The organism is Tissierella creatinophila DSM 6911 (genome assembly GCF_001940565.1).
In the GTDB taxonomy this organism is placed as follows: Bacteria; Bacillota; Clostridia; order Tissierellales; family Tissierellaceae; genus Tissierella_A; species Tissierella_A creatinophila.
This window is the reverse complement of sequence record NZ_LTDM01000013.1, coordinates 23,343-42,695: the sequence shown is the minus strand read 5'-3', so window position 1 is coordinate 42,695 and position 19,353 is coordinate 23,343. Positions and strand designations below refer to the sequence as shown.

Below are 19,353 nucleotides of genomic sequence, written 5' to 3'. Positions count from 1 at the left end.
ATTTGACGTTTCTTTCTAGCTTTATCAAGCTCAATATAGATAGCTTCAGTTAGTCTTCGTTGAGTATGCCTATAGCCTTTTTTAGAATATCAAGTGCATCTTCCTTGTCACGAAGCTCCTTTTTTAGTCTAGCTATTTCTTTCTCTGCATCAGAGGAATAGTTACCAGAACCTCTGTGTTCTACAATTCCATCATTAGACTTAGCACTTTGAATCCAGTTATTTAGGCTAGATGGGCTGATTTTTAAATCATCTGCTGCATCTTTCATAGATTTGCCAGATGAATAATAGTAATTCACGGCATCCTGCTTGAATTCTTCACTATATTGTTTCTTTCTCTTTTTCATAATAAATTCGCTCCTTTTCTGATAGTTTTATTATATCAGATATAGAATCTATTATGTTTAGGATGTCCGATTTCTATACTATCACTAGTCCTGAGTTATAACTATATCTCCTTTATCCACATGATTTACTATATAAAAGTCTGCACTATCGTTAGAAATATCCACTGAGATAACACTTGCATATGAATCATTAATTCTATGAGCAAAGTTTTTAACTACTATTATTTCTAAACTATATTCTTTTGCTATTTCAATGGCTATATCTACAATAGGGCATCCATCTGCATCTACATAAATTCTCATTTTTATCGCTCCTTAGGTTAATGGTATTAATAGTTTATCATATAATAGAAATTAAAGTGTGGATATAAATATGTTATAATGGAGTAAATTAATAACAAGGAGGTAGAGATTTTGTTAAAACTTGATAGTATATCGAAATCGTATAATAAGGGTAGAGTAAAAGCAGTAGATAATATAAGTTTAGAGATAAAGCCCGGAGAAATATTTGGGTTTTTAGGACCTAATGGTGCAGGGAAAACTACTACTATAAAAATGATAGTAGGTCTATTAAAGCCAGATAATGGCAGTGTTACAGTAGGTGGAATTAATGCTTGGAAGGAGCCACTAAAAGCTAAGTCGATGATTTCTTATGTACCAGACAATCCTGAAGTTTATGACAAACTAAAGGGAATAGAATACCTAAACTTTATAGCTGATATGTATGAGATTTCAAAAGATAAAAGAGAAGAAAAAATGAATTATTACTTGGAAATGTTCAATATAAAAGATGCTATAGAAGATATAGTTGGAAGTTATTCTCATGGAATGAAACAAAAGCTAGTTCTTACATCAGCTCTTATCAGTGAACCGGATTTATTTATATTAGATGAGCCTATGGTTGGATTAGATCCAAAATCATCGTTTAATCTTAAGGCTATTATGAGAGAAATGTGCGATGAAGGGAAAACTGTGTTTTTCTCAACACATGTTTTAGAAGTTGCAGAAAAAATTTGTGACAGAATAGCAATAATTAGTAAAGGGAAAATAGTAGCTATGGGAACTATGGAGGAGTTAAGATCACATGCTAAAGAAAAAGAAAGTTTAGAAAATATATTCTTGGAGTTGACAGAGTAATGGAAAAGATAGTTTCATTAATCAAAACAGATTTCAATACAACTTTTGGATTATCTTCTATAGCTTATAGCTTTAAAAATAAAAAAAATAGATGGCAAATAATAGTCTTTGGTATTGCGATGTTATCAATCTTACCAACATACTTTATATTAGTAAAAGGATTAGGGGGGATATATGATATATACAATGAAATAGGTCAAAAATCTATGTTCCTATTATCAGGGTTTTTAGCATCACAAGTAATGGTGTTTTTATTTGGATTAATTTATGTAATGTCCAAATACTATTTCTCAAATGACTTAGCACAGTTAGTGCCCCTACCTATTAAACCTTCTTATATAATAGGATCAAAGTTTATGACATTGATGATTAGTGAGTATTTGACATCACTACCTATTATATTACCATTTATATTTATTTATGGTATAAAGGGTGGAGAGGGAGTACTTTATTGGATATATTCAATTTTATTAGTCATAACAGTTCCAGTTATACCATTGGTTTTATCTTCTATTCTGATAATGATATTTATGAAATATACTAATATTGGAAGAAGAAAAGATTTAATTAGAACTATAAGTGCAGTAGTATTTATTTTATTAATGGTATATGCTCAATTTAAAATAAATGCTATAACTCAAAAAGCTTTGATGGAAGGTGAGGATTTTTTAATAAATTTAGTAAAAGATTCAAATTTATTAGTGAAAAACCTAGGTTTAACATTTCCACCCTCAATTTGGGCATCTTTATCCTTATCAAACTACTTAAATATAACTGGTTTGGTGTATTTGTTAATATTTGTAGGAGCAGGAGTTTTAAGTTTTATAATTATGATATATTTATCTGAAAGTCTTTTCTTTGATGGATTAATAGGAAATATTGAAGTTTCAGCATCTAAAGGAAGGGCTGGAAGAAAAACATCTATAAAAGATATAACAAAGCAAACAAAGCCGTATATTGCTTTAGCTAAAAAGGAAATAATAATGCTTTTTAAAACACCGATATATTTACTTAATTCCATTGGTGGAGTAATTATGATTCCTATAATCCTTGTTATGTCTACTATTTCCAATGGAGATGAATTTATGGAGATAGTAACAATTTTCATAAAAACAAAACCTGAACTTATAACTTTAGTGGGAATAGGTTTTATAGTATCACTAGGAATGTTAAACAGTGTAGGTTCGACTACTTTTTCTAGAGAAGGTAAAAACTTTTGGATACAAAGGACATTGCCTATAAAAGTAAGTGACCAAATTGTTGGAAGAGTATTAGCTTCTATTGCAATTCAAATATTAGGACTAATTGCAATGATTACAAGTCTTTTATTTACTATAAAGCTTGATATGAAAGCAATTATATTGATATCAACTTTGGGTCTATTGGGTAGTATTCCAATGACAGAAATAGGTATGATAATAGATATAACAAGACCATTACTAACATGGACTAACCCACAACAAGCTATGAAACAAAATTTAAACGTTTTAATTGGAATGGGAATATGTACTTTATATGTAGGTGGTATAGGATACTTGATATTTAAATTAATAAATAAGGTTGATATAAATTTAATATTCATAGGTCTTTCTATGGTTTTTGTAGTTTCATCTTTATTGTTTTATTTTATTTTAGAAAAGTTAATAAAAAAACAATTTGAAATATTGGAGTAAATATAAAATAAAGGAAGAACACTTATGACTTTTTATAAAAATAAATTATTTATAACATTGTTTGCTATTTTAGGATTTATGATATTTTTTAGATGGCAAAACAATGAAATACTTACTACCAAAGTTGATTATAAAAGCACTAAACTACCTAAAGATTTTGATGGATTTACTATTATTCAAATTTCAGATCTTCACAATAAGTTGTTTGGAAAAGACCAAAGAAGATTATTAGAAAAAATAGAAAATGCTAAACCAGATATAATTGTTATAACAGGAGATTTAATTGATAGAAGAAGATATAACTTAGAAACTTCTATGGTGTTTATAAGAAAAGCTGTGAAAATAGCCCAAGTATATTATGTTCCCGGGAACCATGAAGCTTGGTCTGGTAAATATAAAACTATTAAAGAAAACCTGGTAAATGAGGGTGTGAAGGTTTTAGAAGATGAAAAGGTAGAATTAGTGAAAAATCATTCAAAGATAGAAATAATAGGACTAAAAGATCCTGCATTTTATACTTCTAGTTATTTAGATGGTAGGGATTTATCTAAATTAGAAAAAGAGTTGAAGAGTTTATCCAATAATAGTAGTTTTCAAATCCTACTTTGCCATAGACCAGACCTATTTTCTATATATGCAGAGAATAATATAGATTTATCTTTTACAGGGCATGCACATGGAGGACAATTTAGAATACCTTTTGTAGGCGGACTATTAGCTCCAGACCAAGGACTTTTCCCTAAATATACAAGTGGTATGTATACTAAAGGAAGTTCAAGTATGATTGTAAATAGAGGACTGGGAAATAGTATAATACCTATTAGAATATTTAATAGACCAGAAATAGTGAAAGTAGTTTTAAAAAGTGGCAAATAAGGCATTTATACTTTCTTCATATTATATAAACGATAAAGAGCTAACTAAAAATTAAGAGGAGTGTTATTTTGATAACGGGAAAATTACCAAATGACCTATTAGAAAAGATGGTTTTTAAACATATTAATCATAAAAGAAAAGAAGTATTAACCGGTGCAAGTATAGGTGAGGATAATGCCTTAGTAGATTTTGGAGAAGAGGTAGCAGTATTATCTACTGACCCTATTACAGGGGCTGTGAATGATGTAGGAAGGCTTTCTATAGAAATATCAGTCAATGATGTATCTACAAGTGGTGGAGATGTTATAGGTGTACTTATGACCCTCTTAGCACCAAGAGGAATTAGCTATGAAGATATAGAACGTATAATGAAAGATGCAGGTGAAGCAGCTGAACGATTAGATGTAGAGATAATGGGTGGTCATACTGAGATAACTGATGCAGTAAATAGAGTAGTTATATCTACAACTGTAATTGGAAAAATTAAAAAGAAAAATATACTTAAACTTGAAGATATAAAAAAAGGTTATAAAGTAATTATGACAAAATCCACTGCAATAGAGGGAACGTCTATACTTCTAAATGATTATGAAGATTTTTTTAAAGATAAAATAAGTAGAGAAATGATAGAAGAAGGAAAGCGATACGGAGAAAAGATATCTGTAAAGCAAGAAGGGGAAATAGGTGGAAAAATACATGTAAACTATATGCATGATATCACAGAAGGAGGACTACTTGGAGCAGTTTGGGAGGCACATAAGGCGATAAATATGGGAATTAAAATATATGAAGAAAAGATCCCTATAACTAAAATCACTAAAGAGATGACTCGTATACTAGAGATAGATCCTTTAAGACTTATTTCAAGTGGAAGCATGTTAATTATAGCGGATGAAGCAAAGTCAAAGTTATTAATAGAAAAATTAAATAAAAGAGGAATAAGTGTGTCCGTTATAGGAGAAGTCATAGATGATGGAGCATTTATAGAAAGTAAAGATAATTTAAAGATTATAGAACCTCCTAGAGCAGATGAATTGTATAGAGCTATTGAAAAACTAAATAGTACTATAGATAAATAGATGATAGAAAAGATAAGAAATTATAAGAAAAATAAGAGGCATTAAAAGATTTCAGTAACTATATACTATATTAGTTACTGAAACTTTACTTATAAACTTCATTTGGATTTACTTTAAAAGTCTAAATATAGCATAAACATATAATACAAAAGATAAAACTTTGCGGCTACAAAGTTTTATCTTTTTTTGATTAACTTGAATGAATATGACTGAATTTGATTAATAATGATTGACTTTCAGAATATTTAATATTATAATATATTTAAGAGGTGATGTGATGTTATCTGAAGAAAGGCATGGTATTATATTACGAGAAATAGTAAAAAGAGGAATAACTAAAGTGGAAGATTTATGTAATCTCACTAATTCTTCAGAATCAACCATTAGGAGAGACTTGTCTTATTTAGAAGAAAAAGGACAAATTAAAAGGGTTCATGGAGGGGCTATCTTAACTAAAGGAAGATTTGTCGAAGAGAGTTTTAAAGAAAAACTGGTTCATAATAGAGAAGAAAAAATAGAAATTGCTAAATTTGCTGCATCTTTAATAGAGGATGGAGACTCTATATATTTGGATGCAGGAACTACAACTTATGAGATGACAAAGTTTATAGATAATAAAGATATATTTGTAGTTACAAATGGAATAGACAATGTAGATGCTCTTTTAGAAAAAGATATAGATGTATATATCCTTGGAGGAAAGATTAAATCTAAAACTAAAGCAGTAGTTGGTACAAATACATTTAATGAATTAGAAAAGTTTCGATTTGATAAGGCTTTTATAGGTATAAATGCTATAGATATAGAATTTGGACTTACAACTCCAGATCAAGAAGAAGCACTCATGAAGTCCAAGGCAATAGAGGTGTCAAGAGATGCTTTTGTACTTGCAGATAGTAGTAAATTCAATAAAATAAGTTTTACGAAAGTTTCAGATTTTAGAGAAGTAACAGTTATAACAGACAAAGAAGATAGACAATATGCTAGAAAATTAAATTTAAGGGTGGTGAAGTAAATGATTTATACAGTAACTTTTAATCCAGCTATAGATTATACAGTGGAGCTTGATAAAATTAGCCTAGGCGAAACTAATAGATCTAAGTATAGCTATATACTGCCAGGTGGTAAGGGAATAAATGTATCAAGAGTTTTAAACAACTTGGATATAGGAAATATAGCTTTAGGATTTGTAGGAGGATTTACAGGCAAATTTGTAGAAGATTATTTAAAAGCCCAAGGTCTAGTAACAGATTTTGTATATTTAGAAGAAGATACAAGAATTAATGTGAAAATAAAAACTACAGATGAAACTGAAATAAATGCAAGTGGACCAAATATAAACGAGAAAGATCTAGAAGAGTTTTATAAGAAACTAAATAGACTAAAACAAGGAGACTACCTCATACTTGCAGGGAATGTTCAAGATAGTTTACCAAGAGATACCTATTCAAATATACAAAAGAGATGTGCCTCTAAAGGAGTAAAGACAATTGTAGATACTACTAGGGAAGCTTTGACTTTAACATTAGAAAATAAACCTTTCTTATTAAAACCAAATTTACATGAGCTAGAGAGCATATTTGATATAAAAATAAGAGATAAATCACAAGCTATAATCTATGCTAAAAAACTTATAGAAAAAGGAGCACAAAATATAATAGTATCTATGGGAGGTGAAGGAGCCTTATTTGTATCTAAAGAAAAGGCATACTTTTCACAAGCACCACAGGGAATATTAAAAAACTCAGTAGGAGCTGGGGACTCTATGGTAGCAGGTTTTCTAGCAAAGTTTATAGAAAGTGAAGACTCACTTGAAGCCTTTAAGTATTCTGTTGCAGCCGGAAGTGCTACGGCTTTTTCAAAAGATTTATGTACTAAAGAAGAGGTAGAAGAGTTATTTAAGAAAATTACCTTTAAAGAAATATTTTAAGGAGGGATTAAAGTGAAAATTACTAATTTAATTAAAAAAGATACCATAATACTCAATTTAGAAAGTGTAAAAAAGGAAGATATATTAGAAGAACTTATAGAAGAATTATATACGGCAAATAGGTTAAATGATAGAGAAGAATTTAAGAAAGAAATATTAAAAAGAGAATCTGAAGGTACTACTGGTATAGGAGATGGAATAGCTATCCCACATGCAAAAACCAAAGCTGTAAAGATACCATCAATAGCATTTGGTAGATCTAAAACAGGTGTCGACTTTGATTCTTTAGATGGTGAACCGACAAACCTTTTCTTTATGATAGCAGCAAGCGAAGGAGCAGATAACGATCATTTAGAAACACTTTCAAAATTGGCTACATTTTTAATGGATAAGGATTTTTCTAAAAACCTTTTAAAAGCGAATTCTAAAGAAGAAATAATAGAAATTATAGACAAAAAAGAAATGGAAGAAGAAAATAAGCTTGCTAAAAAAGACACTTCACAAGATGTAAAAAGAGAAAAGATACTAGCTGTAACAGCATGTCCTACAGGTATAGCACACACTTATATGGCAGCAGATGCTTTAAAACAAAAGGCTGAGGAAATGGGCGTAGATATAAAGGTAGAGACAAATGGTTCTACTGGAGTAAAAAATGAACTTACCCAAGAAGATATAAGAGAAGCTAAAGCTATAATAGTTTCAGCTGACACTAAGGTTTATATGGATAGATTTGATGGTAAAAAGGTGATTCAAACTCCAGTATCAGAAGCGATTAAAAACCCCCAGGGGCTAATAAAAAGAGCATTAGAAGGAGAAGGAAACATATATAAAGGAAAGGGAGAAACTTCTTCTACTAGTAAAACAGGGGGAAAAAACATATACACTAATTTAATGAATGGAGTTTCAAATATGCTCCCCTTTGTAGTTGGAGGGGGTATACTAATTGCGTTATCATTTTTATTTGACTTTAACAATGCCGGTGGTGGAGATTATGGTTCTGGAAATAGTATAGCGGCGTTCTTTAATACACTTGGAGGAACTGCTTTTAGCTTTATGCTACCAATCTTAGCAGGTTATATAGCATTTTCTATAGGAGATAGGCCAGCTTTAGCACCAGGATTTGTAGGTGGCGCCTTAGCTGCAAATGGCAATGCTGGATTTTTAGGTGCTTTGTTTGCAGGTTTTTTAGCAGGATATATTGTTGTGGGACTTAGAAAACTCTTTGATAAACTTCCAAATTCTTTAGAGGGAATAAAACCTGTATTACTCTTTCCGCTATTTGGAATATTGATAGTAGGATTTGTAATGAACTTTATAATAGTTCCACCTGTTGAAGCGTTAAATACTGGTATGAATAACTTTTTAAATACACTTGGAGGATCAAATAAGGTTATTTTAGGATTGTTATTAGGTGGTATGATGGCAGTGGACATGGGTGGACCTGTAAACAAAGCTGCATATGTATTTGGTGTAGCATCTGTAGCTGAAGGAAATGGCCATATAATGGCAGCAGTAATGGCTGGAGGTATGGTTCCACCTCTTGGGATAGCACTTGCTACAACACTTTTTAAAGATAAATTTACTTTAGCTGAAAGAGATGCTGGAAAGACTAACTATGTAATGGGACTTTCTTTTATAACTGAAGGAGCTATACCTTTTGCAGCAGCAGATCCAAAGAGTGTTATACCTTCTATAATAGTAGGATCAGCTATAGCAGGAGGATTATCTGAACTATTTGGAGCTTCATCTCCAGCACCACATGGGGGAATATTTGTATTTCCAGTAGTTTCAAATTGGCTACTATATTTTGCCTCTATATTAATAGGTTCAGTAGTAACTGCTATTTTATTAAAAATATTAAAGAAAGATATACAGATACAAAAAGTTAATAGTTAAACTAAAGGGATAGAATTTTCTATCCCTTTAGTTGTTAAAATAGTATATAATTGGTGTATACTATTTTAACAACTAAAATTTGGGTATAAGTTTAGTGGGAGAGATGTTTATGAAAAAAACCAATGCCATGAGGATTTTAGATTCTAAAGGCATAAATTATAATGTTTTAGAATATAAAGTAGATGATGGACAAATAGATGGAATTTCTGTGGCTAAAAAAACACATAAAGAGTTCAAAGAGGTCTATAAAACATTAGTTACTAAAGGATTAGAAGAGATATATGTATTTATAATTCCTGTAGAAGAACATTTAGATTTAAAAAAGGCTGCTAAGCATGCTCGTGAAAAAAGAATAGAATTTATCAATATAAATGATATACTAAAGACGACAGGCTATATAAGAGGTGGATGCTCTCCTGTGGGAATGAAAAAGAGATTTAAAACTTTTATTCAAAAAGACAGCCTAGATTTAAAGAGTATAATTGTAAGTGGAGGGAAAATTGGCTTACAAATAGAATTAGATCCTTTAGATTTAAAAAAGGTTATAGATGTAGAGTTTGTAGATATAATTTAAAAATAGGGGGATTACTTATGGATTATAGAAAAAAGTATGATATGTGGATTGAAGATGAATACTTTGATGAAGAAACTAAAGCAGAATTAAGAGAGATTGAAGACGAACGAGAAATAGAAGATAGGTTTTATACGGATTTATCATTTGGTACAGCAGGTCTTAGAGGGAAAATAGGTGCTGGAACTAATAGGATGAATAAATATACAGTTGCTCTTGCAACTCAAGGACTAGCTTCTACAATAGTAAATAAAGGACAAGAGGCAATGGATATGGGGGTAGCCATAGCTTATGATGTTAGAAAGTTCTCTGATGAATTTGCTGAAACAGCAGCTAGAGTTCTTGCCGCTAATGGAATAAAGGCGTATTTGTTTGATGGTATAAGACCAACTCCAGTACTTTCATATGCAGTTAGGGAACTTGGTACTATTTCTGGCATTGTAGTTACTGCAAGTCACAATCCAAGAGAATACAATGGATATAAGGCATACTGGAAGGAAGGGTCTCAAATATTAGATGATATAGCTTCTGAAATTTTAGAAAAAATTAGCAAGATAAAAGATTTTAAAGAAATAAAGATGATTAGTCTAGATGAGGGTTTAGAAAATGGACTTATAGAGTATATAGGCAGTGAAATAGATGATAAATATAATAAAGAAATTTTAGATCGAAGTATAAGAGATGGAGAAGAACTAGATAAGGAGATAAAAGTAGTTTATACTCCGTTAAATGGAACAGGAAATATACCAGTTAGAAGAGTATTAAAGGATAGAGGATTTGAAAATATATTTGTAGTAGAACCTCAGGAAAACCCAGATCCTAATTTTACGACTGTAGGTTATCCAAATCCAGAGGATCCAAAAGCATTTAATCTTTCTATAGAACTAGGAAAGAAAAAGGATGCAGATATATTAGTAGCAACAGACCCTGATGCAGATAGGATAGCTATGATGGTAAAGGAAGAGTCAGGAGAATTTATATTTTTAAATGGAAATCAAACAGGGGCTCTTTTAGTAAACTATATCTTAAGTTCTTTAGATGAAAAAGGTAAACTACCTAAAAATCCAGCAATAGTAAAAAGTATTGTAACTGGAGATCTTGGAAAGAAAATTGCCCAAAAATATGGAGTAGAGACATTTGATACTCTTACTGGATTTAAAAATATATGTGCTAAAGCTAATGAGTGGGACATTACAGGTGAGTACAATTTTGTATTTGGATATGAAGAAAGCATAGGTTACACTTATGGAACACTTGTAAGGGATAAAGACGCAGTCATATCTTCTATGATCTTAGTTGAAATGGCAGCTTACTATAAAAGACAAGGTAAAAATTTACTAGAAGTATTAGAAGAACTTTATCAAGAGTTTGGATATTATAAAGAAAATCTTATATCAGTGGTACTTGAAGGTATAGAAGGAAGTCAAAGAATAGGTAGAATGATGGACTATTTTAGAAAAAACCCTATAAAAGAAATTGGCAATATGAAACTTTCTTCAGTTACAGATTATCTTTTAGATAAGACTGGAAATGAAAAGAGCAATGTATTAAAATATCTATTAAATGATGGTTCTTGGTATGTAGTAAGACCTTCTGGGACTGAACCAAAAATAAAACTATATATCTATAGTAAAGATAATAATGAAGAAGAAGCCTTGGGAAAGATAAAATTAATAGAAAAAGATGTAGTAGAAAAGTTGATGAGTGTAGAATAGCAATTAGAAAAAGCATCTTTATTAACTATAAAGATGCTTTTATCAGTTTATATAAAAGGAGTGAAAGTTATTATGGAAAAAAGAATCCTAGGAAAGACGGATTTTGAAGTAAGTGTAGTAGGTTTTGGAGGGATTCCTGCTCAACGATTGGACAAAGAACAAGTATTAGAATTACTTACAGAAGCTTATAATCAAGGTATGAACTTTATTGATACTGCTAGAGCGTATACAGCCAGTGAAGCATTAATAGGATATGCATTGGAGAAATTAGGGAGAGATAAGTTTTACTTAGCTACAAAATCTATGAGTAGGACTTATAAAGGTATAATAGATGAATTCAATTTAAGTCTTTCTCTTCTTAGAACAGATTACATAGATTTATATCAATTTCATAATGTTAAAACTTTTGAAGAATATGATGAGATTATGAGTGATGATGGAGCTTATAGGGCAGTTAAAGAATTAAAAGAGCAGGGTAAGATTAGAGAAATAGGAATTACAAGCCACAGTAAAGAAATACTTGATATGGCAGTGGATACAAACTTTTTTAATACTATACAATATCCATATAATGCAGTTGAAAATCAAGGTGAAGAATTATTTAAAAAAGCTAAAGCAAGTAATATTGGTGTAATTGTTATGAAACCATTAGCTGGAGGAGCTATTTCAAAAGGTGAATTAGCAATAAGATATATTCTAGATAATCCAAATATTTCAGTAGTAATACCAGGAATGGAAAGTATGGAGCAAATTATACAAAATTCTAGAGCCGGAATAGATAGAAGAGAGATGACAGAGGAGGAAAAAGAGATGCTAGCTAAAGAAGCTAGTACACTAGGGGCTGAATTCTGCAGAAGATGTGGATACTGTTTGCCATGCCCTCAAGGTATAGATATACCTACTAATTTTTTGATGGAAGGGTATTATACTAGATATGACCTTAAAGATTGGGCGAGAAGTAGATATGAAGCCATATCTCCAAAGGCTAATAACTGTATAGAATGTGGACTTTGTGAAACAAAATGCCCATATGATCTGCCTATAATTAAGATGTTAAAAAATGTTGTAAAAGTATTTGAATAAGGTACATAAGCTTTTCTTTTAATCACTAATATAAGTAGAGACTAACAAACCAAAGCTTACAAGAAACAGGAAGATTAATATAGAGTCTTCTTTTTTAGTAAACAAATAGATAGCAATAAACAAATGTATAAATATAGCTATCAATAAGAATAGTTTTCTTAGTTTTTTTAATATCATCTAATCACCTACTATAATATCTTACTTTATAAAACAAAGTTTTTTAAATCATTATTGTATTATATCATTGTTAGCAATAAAGTTATGTATTTAAATTATAAAAATACTAAAAATTTGACATAGGTCAAATCTTTTTTTTCAAAGACATGTTATCATATAGTTACAAGATTAAGAAACACTAAATAAAAGGAGAGAAAAAAATGACTAAATTTAATAAAGTAATAGAAAAAAATATTGAAAGATTAGAGCAATTTGTTCCTATAGTGGATCGTGTTCACGGTGGAAGCCATCCAGAATTTAAAGATGTGCATAAGTTGTTTGATAAAATCAATGCAAAAATAAAAGAAACAGAGTCAGAAAAACCAGAAATAGATAATGAGTTTAAAGAGTTGCGTAAAGTTACAAATAACTATACAGTACCAGGTGATGTATGTGAAAGCTATGAAGCAGTATACAATATGTTATCTGAACTAGATGAAGCTTACAATATATAAATAAAGTTATTTAGAGAAATAATATATCTTAATAAAAATAAATAAGGAGGTGGAATAAAATGCAGCGTTATATTTTAAGGAATAAAAATCAGACTATGCTAATTAGTGGTATCTTAATTGCCATTGCTTTTATTAGTAAGTGGACAATGAATAATATTATGATCTTTAATTGGGCGTTGATTATAGCTTCTATATTAGGCTTAGCACCTATTGCCATTCAAGCATATCAAGCTTTAAGAGTAAAAGTAGTCAGCATTGAGGTATTAGTTACAATCGCTGTTATTGGTGCATTCTTGATACAAAATCATGAAGAATCTGCTATTGTTACATTTTTATTCTTATTTGGTGCTTATTTAGAGCAACGCACCTTAAATCAAACACGTTCTGCTATTAAAGAATTGACTGAAATGGCACCCGAAAGTGCACTAAAGCAGATGGATGACGGTGAGTTTGAAGAGGTGGAAGTTGATGATGTTGATGAAGGGGATATCCTACTTGTTAAAACAGGTGCAAAAGTTCCTGTCGATGGCACAGTTTTAACTGGTGAAGGATATATTAATGAAGCAAGCATTACAGGAGAGGCTATTCCTGTAGAGAAAGAAAAGGATTCAAAAGTTTTCGCTGGTACAATTTTAGAAAATGGAACCATTCAAATTGTCGCTGATCGTGTTGGTGAAGATACAACATTTGGTAAAATCATCGAATTGGTAGAAGAAGCACAGGACTCAAAATCAGAAGCAGAACGTTTTATAGATCGATTTTCCAAATACTATACACCAGCTGTCCTAATTCTCTCCTTTATAGTGTGGTTAGTTTCAAGGAATATTGAACTGGCTATAACCATTCTAGTTCTAGGTTGCCCTGGAGCATTAGTTATCGGTGTACCAGTATCCAATGTTGCTGGTATCGGAAATGGAGCAAAAAATGGAGTATTGCTAAAAGGTAGTGAGGTTATCCATGATTTCAGTCGTACAGATACAATAATATTTGATAAAACGGGTACATTAACTATAGGAAACCCAGAAGTTTCAGAAACAAAATATTATACAGATAATGCCCATGAAGTATCAGGTTATCTTGCAAGTATTGAAAGGGAATCAGATCACCCATTAGCAAAAGCTATTTTAAAAGAAATTGGGGAAACAATATTTTCACCAGTTGAAAACACAGAAGTTGTTAAAGGTGGAGGAATCATAGCAAGCGTCAATGGACATAGACTATCAGTTGGAAATGTCTTATTGATGGAAAAAGAAAATGTAGAGCTTAGTGAAGAAGCTAAAGCAGATGTATCTCGTTTAGAAAAAGAGGGAAACTCTCTTGTATTAACTGCTATTGATGGAAAACTTGAAATCATCATGGGAGTTAAGGATCAAATTCGTAAAGGTGTTAAAAAGGATCTTGAAAGACTAAAATCCTTAGGAATAAAAAACCTAGTCATGCTCTCTGGTGACAACCAAGGAACTGTAGACCTTGTTAGCCGTGAACTAGGATTAACAAAAGCCCATGGACATATGTTACCTGAAGATAAGGCTGAATATGTTAAAAAGTTAAAAGAAGAAGGTAGAATTGTAGCATTTGTTGGAGATGGCGTAAATGATAGTCCTTCTCTAGCTTTAGCAGACATTGGTATTGCTATGGGAAGTGGTACAGACGTAGCTATTGAAACCTCAGATGTTGTCCTTATGAACTCTGACTTTGGACGACTACCACATGCCCTTGGTCTAACAAAAGCTACAGCAAGAAATATGCGTCAAAATATTATTATTGCTGTAGGAGTAGTGTTAATCTTACTAGCAGGTGTATTCTTTAGTGATTGGATGAATATGTCAATTGGTATGTTAGTGCATGAAGGTAGTATATTAGTTGTTATTCTTAATGGTATGAGACTATTAAGTTATGAGCTAAAAAAATAATAAGTATTTGAAAGGGGATTATAATTATGAAATCAGCAACAATCCAATTAGAAACTTTAGCATGTCCATCATGTATGCAAAAGATTGAAGGTGCAGTTAAAACTTTAGATGGTATCGATAAAGATACTTTAAAAGTATCATTTAACTCAAGTAAGGTGAAATTAGACTTCGATGAAGAAAAGATCTCAATAGATAAAATAGAAGAAGCAATTACTAGAGTTGGTTATGAAGTTATAAAAACAAAAGTAAAATAAATTGTAAAAGTTAAAACGCATTGGAAAGTTAAATTTTCAATGCGTTTTTATGTGTTCCCTATTAAAGTTTTATGCCCATAATTTTGTTTGTTATTTTAATATGGGTTAGGATGCTACTGTATTCATTTAAGCATAATTTTAAAGAATTTGAATCACAAAGAATTTATGATTGTATCGTAAACAAGGTTTGTCCCTTTGTAAAAAAAATAAACTAGTTATTTTTTCTACTATTGAATAAATTATATTCATGTGTTACACTCAAATTGTATTAAAACAAAATAAAAAGATAAAATGGAGATGAATAGTTTTGTATGAAATTATAGGAAAACAATTATTAGCTCCTAAGATTTATTCTTTAGATATATTAGCACCAAGAGTTGCAAAATCAGCCCTTCCTGGTCAATTTGTTATAGTGATAGTAGATGATAATGGTGAGAGAATACCACTTACTATCTGTGATAGTGATAAACAAAAAGGCACTGTAAACATTGTAATTCAAACTAGCGGTGCCTCTACAAAGAAACTTACCGATAAGGAAATTGGAGATACTATAAATGATTTTGTAGGACCACTTGGTAAACCTTCTGAATTTATTTATGAAGAGTTGGAAAACTTAAAGACTCAAAAGATACTTTTAGTAGGTGGTGGAGTTGGAGTAGCACCACTACTTCCCCAAGCTAAATGGCTTAAAGAAAGAGGAGTAGATGTCCATATAGTTACAGGTTCTAGAAATAAAGAATTTATTATACTTGAAGATAGATTTAGAGAAATAACTCAAAATCTTTTTATAGCTACTGATGATGGAAGCTATGGTTTTCATGGAATGGTCACTCATGCTATAGAGGAATTAGTAAATAGAGGCAATCACTATGATAGATGTATTGCAATAGGGCCTATGATTATGATGAAATTTACAGCTATGACTACCAAAAAACTAAACATCCCTACGGTTGTATCTTTAAATCCAATAATGATTGATGGTACTGGAATGTGTGGAGCTTGTAGAGTTACAGTAGATAAAGAGACAAAGTTTGCATGTGTAGATGGGCCTGAATTTGATGGACATCTAGTAGATTTTGATGAAGCTTTGATGCGTCAATCACAATATAAAGAAGAAGAAAAAGAAATTAATCATAAACATTGTAGACTTACAGGAGGTATGTTTTAATGAGCAAATTTACTAGAATACCTATAAGATATCAAGACCCAGATAAAAGAATTCATAATTTTGATGAGGTATGCTTAGGTTATACTCCTGAAGAAGCAGTTGCAGAAGCTAAAAGATGCATTCAATGTAAAAATCCAAATTGCGTCTCTATATGCCCTGTAAAGATAGATATACCAGGATTTATAAAGGAAATAGCTAATGAAGATTTTGAAAAAGCAGCTAGAATTTTAAACGAGTATTCATCGCTTCCCGCCGTTTGCGGACGAGTATGTCCGCAAGAAGACCAATGTGAAAAAACTTGTATACTTGGTAGAAAAGGGGATTCTATAGCTATAGGTAAACTTGAAAGATTTGCCGCAGACTATGCTATAGAAAATGGGATAAGATTTTCCAATAAAGCAAGATCAAATGGACATAAGGTAGCAGTCATAGGTTCAGGTCCCGCTGGAATATCTTGTGCAGGAGAACTTTTAAAAAAAGGTTATGAAGTTAAAATATTTGAAGCCCTCCATAAACCTGGAGGAGTTTTAGTCTATGGTATACCAGAATTTAGACTTCCAAGTGAAAAAATTGTAAGCGCAGAAATAGAAAATCTTAAAGATATGGGCGCAGAAATAGAAACCAATGTTGTAGTCGGAAGAACTATTACATTGAAAGATATATTTGAAGAAGGATATGAAGCTATATTTATAGGTTCAGGTGCTGGACTTCCATTGTTTTTAGATATACCTGGAGTAAATTTAAATGGAGTATTTTCAGCAAATGAATACTTAACTAGAAATAATCTTATGAACGCTTTTAAAGAAGAAGCTGATACACCTATAAAACTTGGAAAAAGGGTAGCTGTTATAGGTGGAGGAAATGTAGCTATGGATGCAGCAAGAACTGCAAAAAGACTTGGTTCTGATGTCTATGTAATATATAGAAGAACAAAAGATGAACTTCCAGCTAGAGACGAGGAGATTGAAAATGCTATTGAAGAGGGAATCAATTTTAAGTTTCTTACAAATCCTATTGAGATATTAGGAGATAAAGAGGGAAGGGTTAAAGCTGTTTTATGTGAAAAGATGGAATTAAGAGGTGAAGATAGTTCAGGTAGAAAATTTCCTGTAAAAGTGGAAGATTCACAATTTGCTTTTGAGGTAGATGTTGTTATAATGGCTCTTGGAACTACGCCAAATCCTCTTATAGCAAGTACAGCTGAAGAACTAGAGATTGATGATAAAAATAGAATTATAACTTTAAATGACAGAGGAGAAACATCTAAAGAAGGAGTTTTTGCTGGAGGAGATACGGTAACTGGTTCAGCTACTGTAATTCTTGCAATGGGTGCAGGAAAAGATGGAGCAAAAGCTATAGATAAATATATAAAAAAACAGCAAAAAGAATTAGCTTAAAAAAATAAACTCTTAATCAAGAGTTTGTTTTTTTATCCCAATATTTTTTTACTGCATCTTTTTCCAGTAGGAGTTGCCGCTAAACCTCCAAGAGCTGTTTCCCTTAGAGATTCAGGTAATGCTTTACCTACCTTATACATAGCTTCAACCACTTCATCAAAAGGGACTAAAGACTCTACCTTGGCAAGAGCCATATCTGCTGAGATAAGTGCATTTACAACTCCCGATGCGTTTCTAAGTGCACAAGGATACTCTACAAGTCCCGCTATAGGGTCACAAACTAGCCCCATTATATTAGTAAGTGCAAAGGAAGCTGCATTAAATGAATCTTCCACGCTTCCACCTGCCATTTCAACTATAGCTGCTGCTGCCATAGCAGCGGCTGAACCACATTCTGCTTGACATCCACCTTCTGCTCCAGAAATAGTAGCATTTTTTGCTATTATTTCTCCAACACCTCCAGCGGTAAAAAGCCCTTTTATAAGGTCGTCATCGCTTAAATTTAGCTTTTCTTTAGCCGATAAAAATGCGCTAGGAAGTATTCCAGAAGCGCCTGCTGTAGGAGCTGCTACTATCTTACCCATGCTAGCATTTACTTCAGATGTAGAAAATGCCTTAGCCATTGCAGAATTTATTAGATCTCCACTAAGTGTCTTACCTTTCTTTTTATAGTCTTCTATTTTTTTAGAGTTTCCACCAGTAAGACCTGAAACACTTTTTACTTCTTTTTCCAATGCTTCGGTTGCAGAATGTTTCATCACTTCTAGTGACTCTCTCATCTTTTCTATAAGCTGTTGGCGAGTAAGCCCTAAATGCTCTATTTCTTTTTCTATTATTATATCTGATATAGATTTATTTTCTAGTTTACAAACTTCTAGTATTTCTTCAGCTTTATTAAACAAACTATCACCTCACAATTGGATTTATAGATTTTATATATAAAATATCCTTTAAATTCTTTATACTTTCTATCGATTTATCATCTATAGTGGAATCTAGCTCACATATCATTGTTGCGATTCTTTTCTCTCTAGTAACTTTCATACTTGCAATGTTAAAATCATTCGTTGAAAATATAGAACCCACCTCACTTATGACACCTTTTCTATCTTTATATTTTAAAAATAACGTGGGTTTATCTGCGGTAAAATTTACATCATTACCATTTATATTTACTATAACTATATTACCTCCACCGATAGAAGAGCCAATTATATAGAAATCTTCTTTATCTCGATATTTAAATATTAATTTCACAGTATTTGGATGAACATATCCTAAATCTACTTCTTCAAAAGAGATATCTATGTTTTTTTCTTCAGCTTTTTCTAAAGAGGTTTTTATATTTTCATCATCTGGATCCATCCCAAGTATCCCGCCAACAAGTGCTTTATCTGTTCCATGCCCTTTATAAGTTTTAGCAAAAGAGCCATGAAGCATAAAGGCTACTTTATAAAAACCATCTCCTGCAATTTCTTTTGATATTCTAGCAAGTCTTGCAGCGCCCGCTGTATGAGAACTTGATGGTCCTATCATTATAGGACCTAATATGTCAAAGACACTATAATCTTTCATAAAAACCTCCTTATTATTCTTATAAACTTACATTAATTATACTTAATAGACTTGGTATTAACAAGGACT

At 31.4% G+C, this 19,353-nt stretch carries 19 protein-coding genes; 15 read left to right on the top strand and 4 right to left on the bottom strand.

What is annotated here, in order from left to right; genetic code table 11:
* Window positions 1-49: 49 nt before the first annotated feature.
* Window positions 50-346 (bottom strand): transposase, encoded by a 297-nt coding sequence (locus TICRE_RS05240; RefSeq protein WP_075725875.1) that lies wholly within the window; start codon window positions 344-346, stop codon window positions 50-52.
* Window positions 347-430: 84 nt separating this feature from the next.
* Window positions 431-649: a DUF188 domain-containing protein gene (locus tag TICRE_RS05235; protein ID WP_075725873.1), complete on the bottom strand. Its 219-nt coding sequence runs from the start codon at window positions 647-649 to the stop codon at window positions 431-433.
* A 111-nt stretch (window positions 650-760) separates the two neighbouring features.
* Between TICRE_RS05235 and TICRE_RS05230 the strand changes: the two genes are divergently transcribed.
* From TICRE_RS05230 to gltA, 15 genes are all read left to right on the top strand, one after another.
* Window positions 761-1,483: an ABC transporter ATP-binding protein gene (locus TICRE_RS05230; RefSeq protein ID WP_075725871.1), complete on the top strand. Its 723-nt coding sequence runs from the start codon at window positions 761-763 to the stop codon at window positions 1,481-1,483.
* Entirely contained in the window at window positions 1,483-3,156 is a 1,674-nt protein-coding gene (locus TICRE_RS05225) for a putative ABC transporter permease subunit (protein ID WP_075725869.1), read from the top strand. Before TICRE_RS05230 ends, TICRE_RS05225 begins: the two co-directional genes overlap by 1 nt.
* Before the next feature lie 24 nt (window positions 3,157-3,180).
* Entirely contained in the window at window positions 3,181-4,032 is an 852-nt protein-coding gene (locus tag TICRE_RS05220; protein ID WP_075725867.1) for a metallophosphoesterase, read from the top strand.
* 68 nt (window positions 4,033-4,100) lie between these two features.
* Window positions 4,101-5,111, top strand: coding sequence for an AIR synthase family protein (locus TICRE_RS05215; protein WP_143583081.1), 1,011 nt, complete (start codon window positions 4,101-4,103; stop codon window positions 5,109-5,111).
* Window positions 5,112-5,388: 277 nt separating this feature from the next.
* Entirely contained in the window at window positions 5,389-6,126 is a 738-nt protein-coding gene (locus tag TICRE_RS05210) for a DeoR/GlpR family DNA-binding transcription regulator (RefSeq protein WP_075725865.1), read from the top strand.
* Window positions 6,127-7,041 carry a 1-phosphofructokinase gene (gene pfkB / locus TICRE_RS05205; protein WP_075725863.1) on the top strand — a complete coding sequence of 305 codons (915 nt, stop codon included), beginning with the start codon at window positions 6,127-6,129 and terminating at the stop codon, window positions 7,039-7,041.
* Between the two features lie 12 nt (window positions 7,042-7,053).
* The gene (locus TICRE_RS05200) at window positions 7,054-8,937 is read left to right on the top strand and encodes a PTS fructose transporter subunit IIABC (RefSeq protein WP_075725861.1); all 1,884 of its coding nucleotides are present in this window, start codon (window positions 7,054-7,056) and stop codon (window positions 8,935-8,937) included.
* 109 nt (window positions 8,938-9,046) lie between these two features.
* The gene (gene ybaK / locus TICRE_RS05195) at window positions 9,047-9,511 is read left to right on the top strand and encodes a Cys-tRNA(Pro) deacylase (RefSeq protein WP_143583079.1); all 465 of its coding nucleotides are present in this window, start codon (window positions 9,047-9,049) and stop codon (window positions 9,509-9,511) included.
* A gap of 17 nt (window positions 9,512-9,528) precedes the next feature.
* Window positions 9,529-11,223 (top strand): phospho-sugar mutase, encoded by a 1,695-nt coding sequence (locus TICRE_RS05190; RefSeq protein WP_075725857.1) that lies wholly within the window; start codon window positions 9,529-9,531, stop codon window positions 11,221-11,223.
* A 72-nt stretch (window positions 11,224-11,295) separates the two neighbouring features.
* Window positions 11,296-12,306 carry an aldo/keto reductase gene (locus TICRE_RS05185; RefSeq protein ID WP_075725855.1) on the top strand — a complete coding sequence of 337 codons (1,011 nt, stop codon included), beginning with the start codon at window positions 11,296-11,298 and terminating at the stop codon, window positions 12,304-12,306.
* 377 nt (window positions 12,307-12,683) lie between these two features.
* Window positions 12,684-12,977, top strand: a complete 294-nt coding sequence (locus tag TICRE_RS05180; protein WP_075725853.1) for an iron-sulfur cluster repair di-iron protein, ric — start codon at window positions 12,684-12,686, stop codon at window positions 12,975-12,977.
* 59 nt (window positions 12,978-13,036) lie between these two features.
* Window positions 13,037-14,890, top strand: coding sequence for a heavy metal translocating P-type ATPase (locus TICRE_RS05175; protein ID WP_075725851.1), 1,854 nt, complete (start codon window positions 13,037-13,039; stop codon window positions 14,888-14,890).
* A gap of 26 nt (window positions 14,891-14,916) precedes the next feature.
* Window positions 14,917-15,144: a heavy-metal-associated domain-containing protein gene (locus TICRE_RS05170; RefSeq protein ID WP_075725849.1), complete on the top strand. Its 228-nt coding sequence runs from the start codon at window positions 14,917-14,919 to the stop codon at window positions 15,142-15,144.
* Between the two features lie 307 nt (window positions 15,145-15,451).
* Window positions 15,452-16,312: a sulfide/dihydroorotate dehydrogenase-like FAD/NAD-binding protein gene (locus tag TICRE_RS13630; protein ID WP_075725846.1), complete on the top strand. Its 861-nt coding sequence runs from the start codon at window positions 15,452-15,454 to the stop codon at window positions 16,310-16,312.
* Complete coding sequence (gene gltA / locus TICRE_RS13625) at window positions 16,312-17,709, top strand: NADPH-dependent glutamate synthase (RefSeq protein ID WP_075725844.1); 1,398 nt, start codon at window positions 16,312-16,314, stop codon at window positions 17,707-17,709. The genes TICRE_RS13630 and gltA overlap by 1 nt, the downstream gene beginning before the upstream one ends.
* A gap of 32 nt (window positions 17,710-17,741) precedes the next feature.
* Here the strand turns inward: gltA and sdaAA are convergent, their stop codons facing one another.
* Complete coding sequence (sdaAA, locus tag TICRE_RS05155; RefSeq protein WP_075725842.1) at window positions 17,742-18,611, bottom strand: L-serine ammonia-lyase, iron-sulfur-dependent, subunit alpha; 870 nt, start codon at window positions 18,609-18,611, stop codon at window positions 17,742-17,744.
* 4 nt (window positions 18,612-18,615) lie between these two features.
* Window positions 18,616-19,284 carry an L-serine ammonia-lyase, iron-sulfur-dependent subunit beta gene (gene sdaAB, locus TICRE_RS05150; protein ID WP_075725840.1) on the bottom strand — a complete coding sequence of 223 codons (669 nt, stop codon included), beginning with the start codon at window positions 19,282-19,284 and terminating at the stop codon, window positions 18,616-18,618.
* Between the last annotated feature and the right edge of the window lie 69 nt (window positions 19,285-19,353).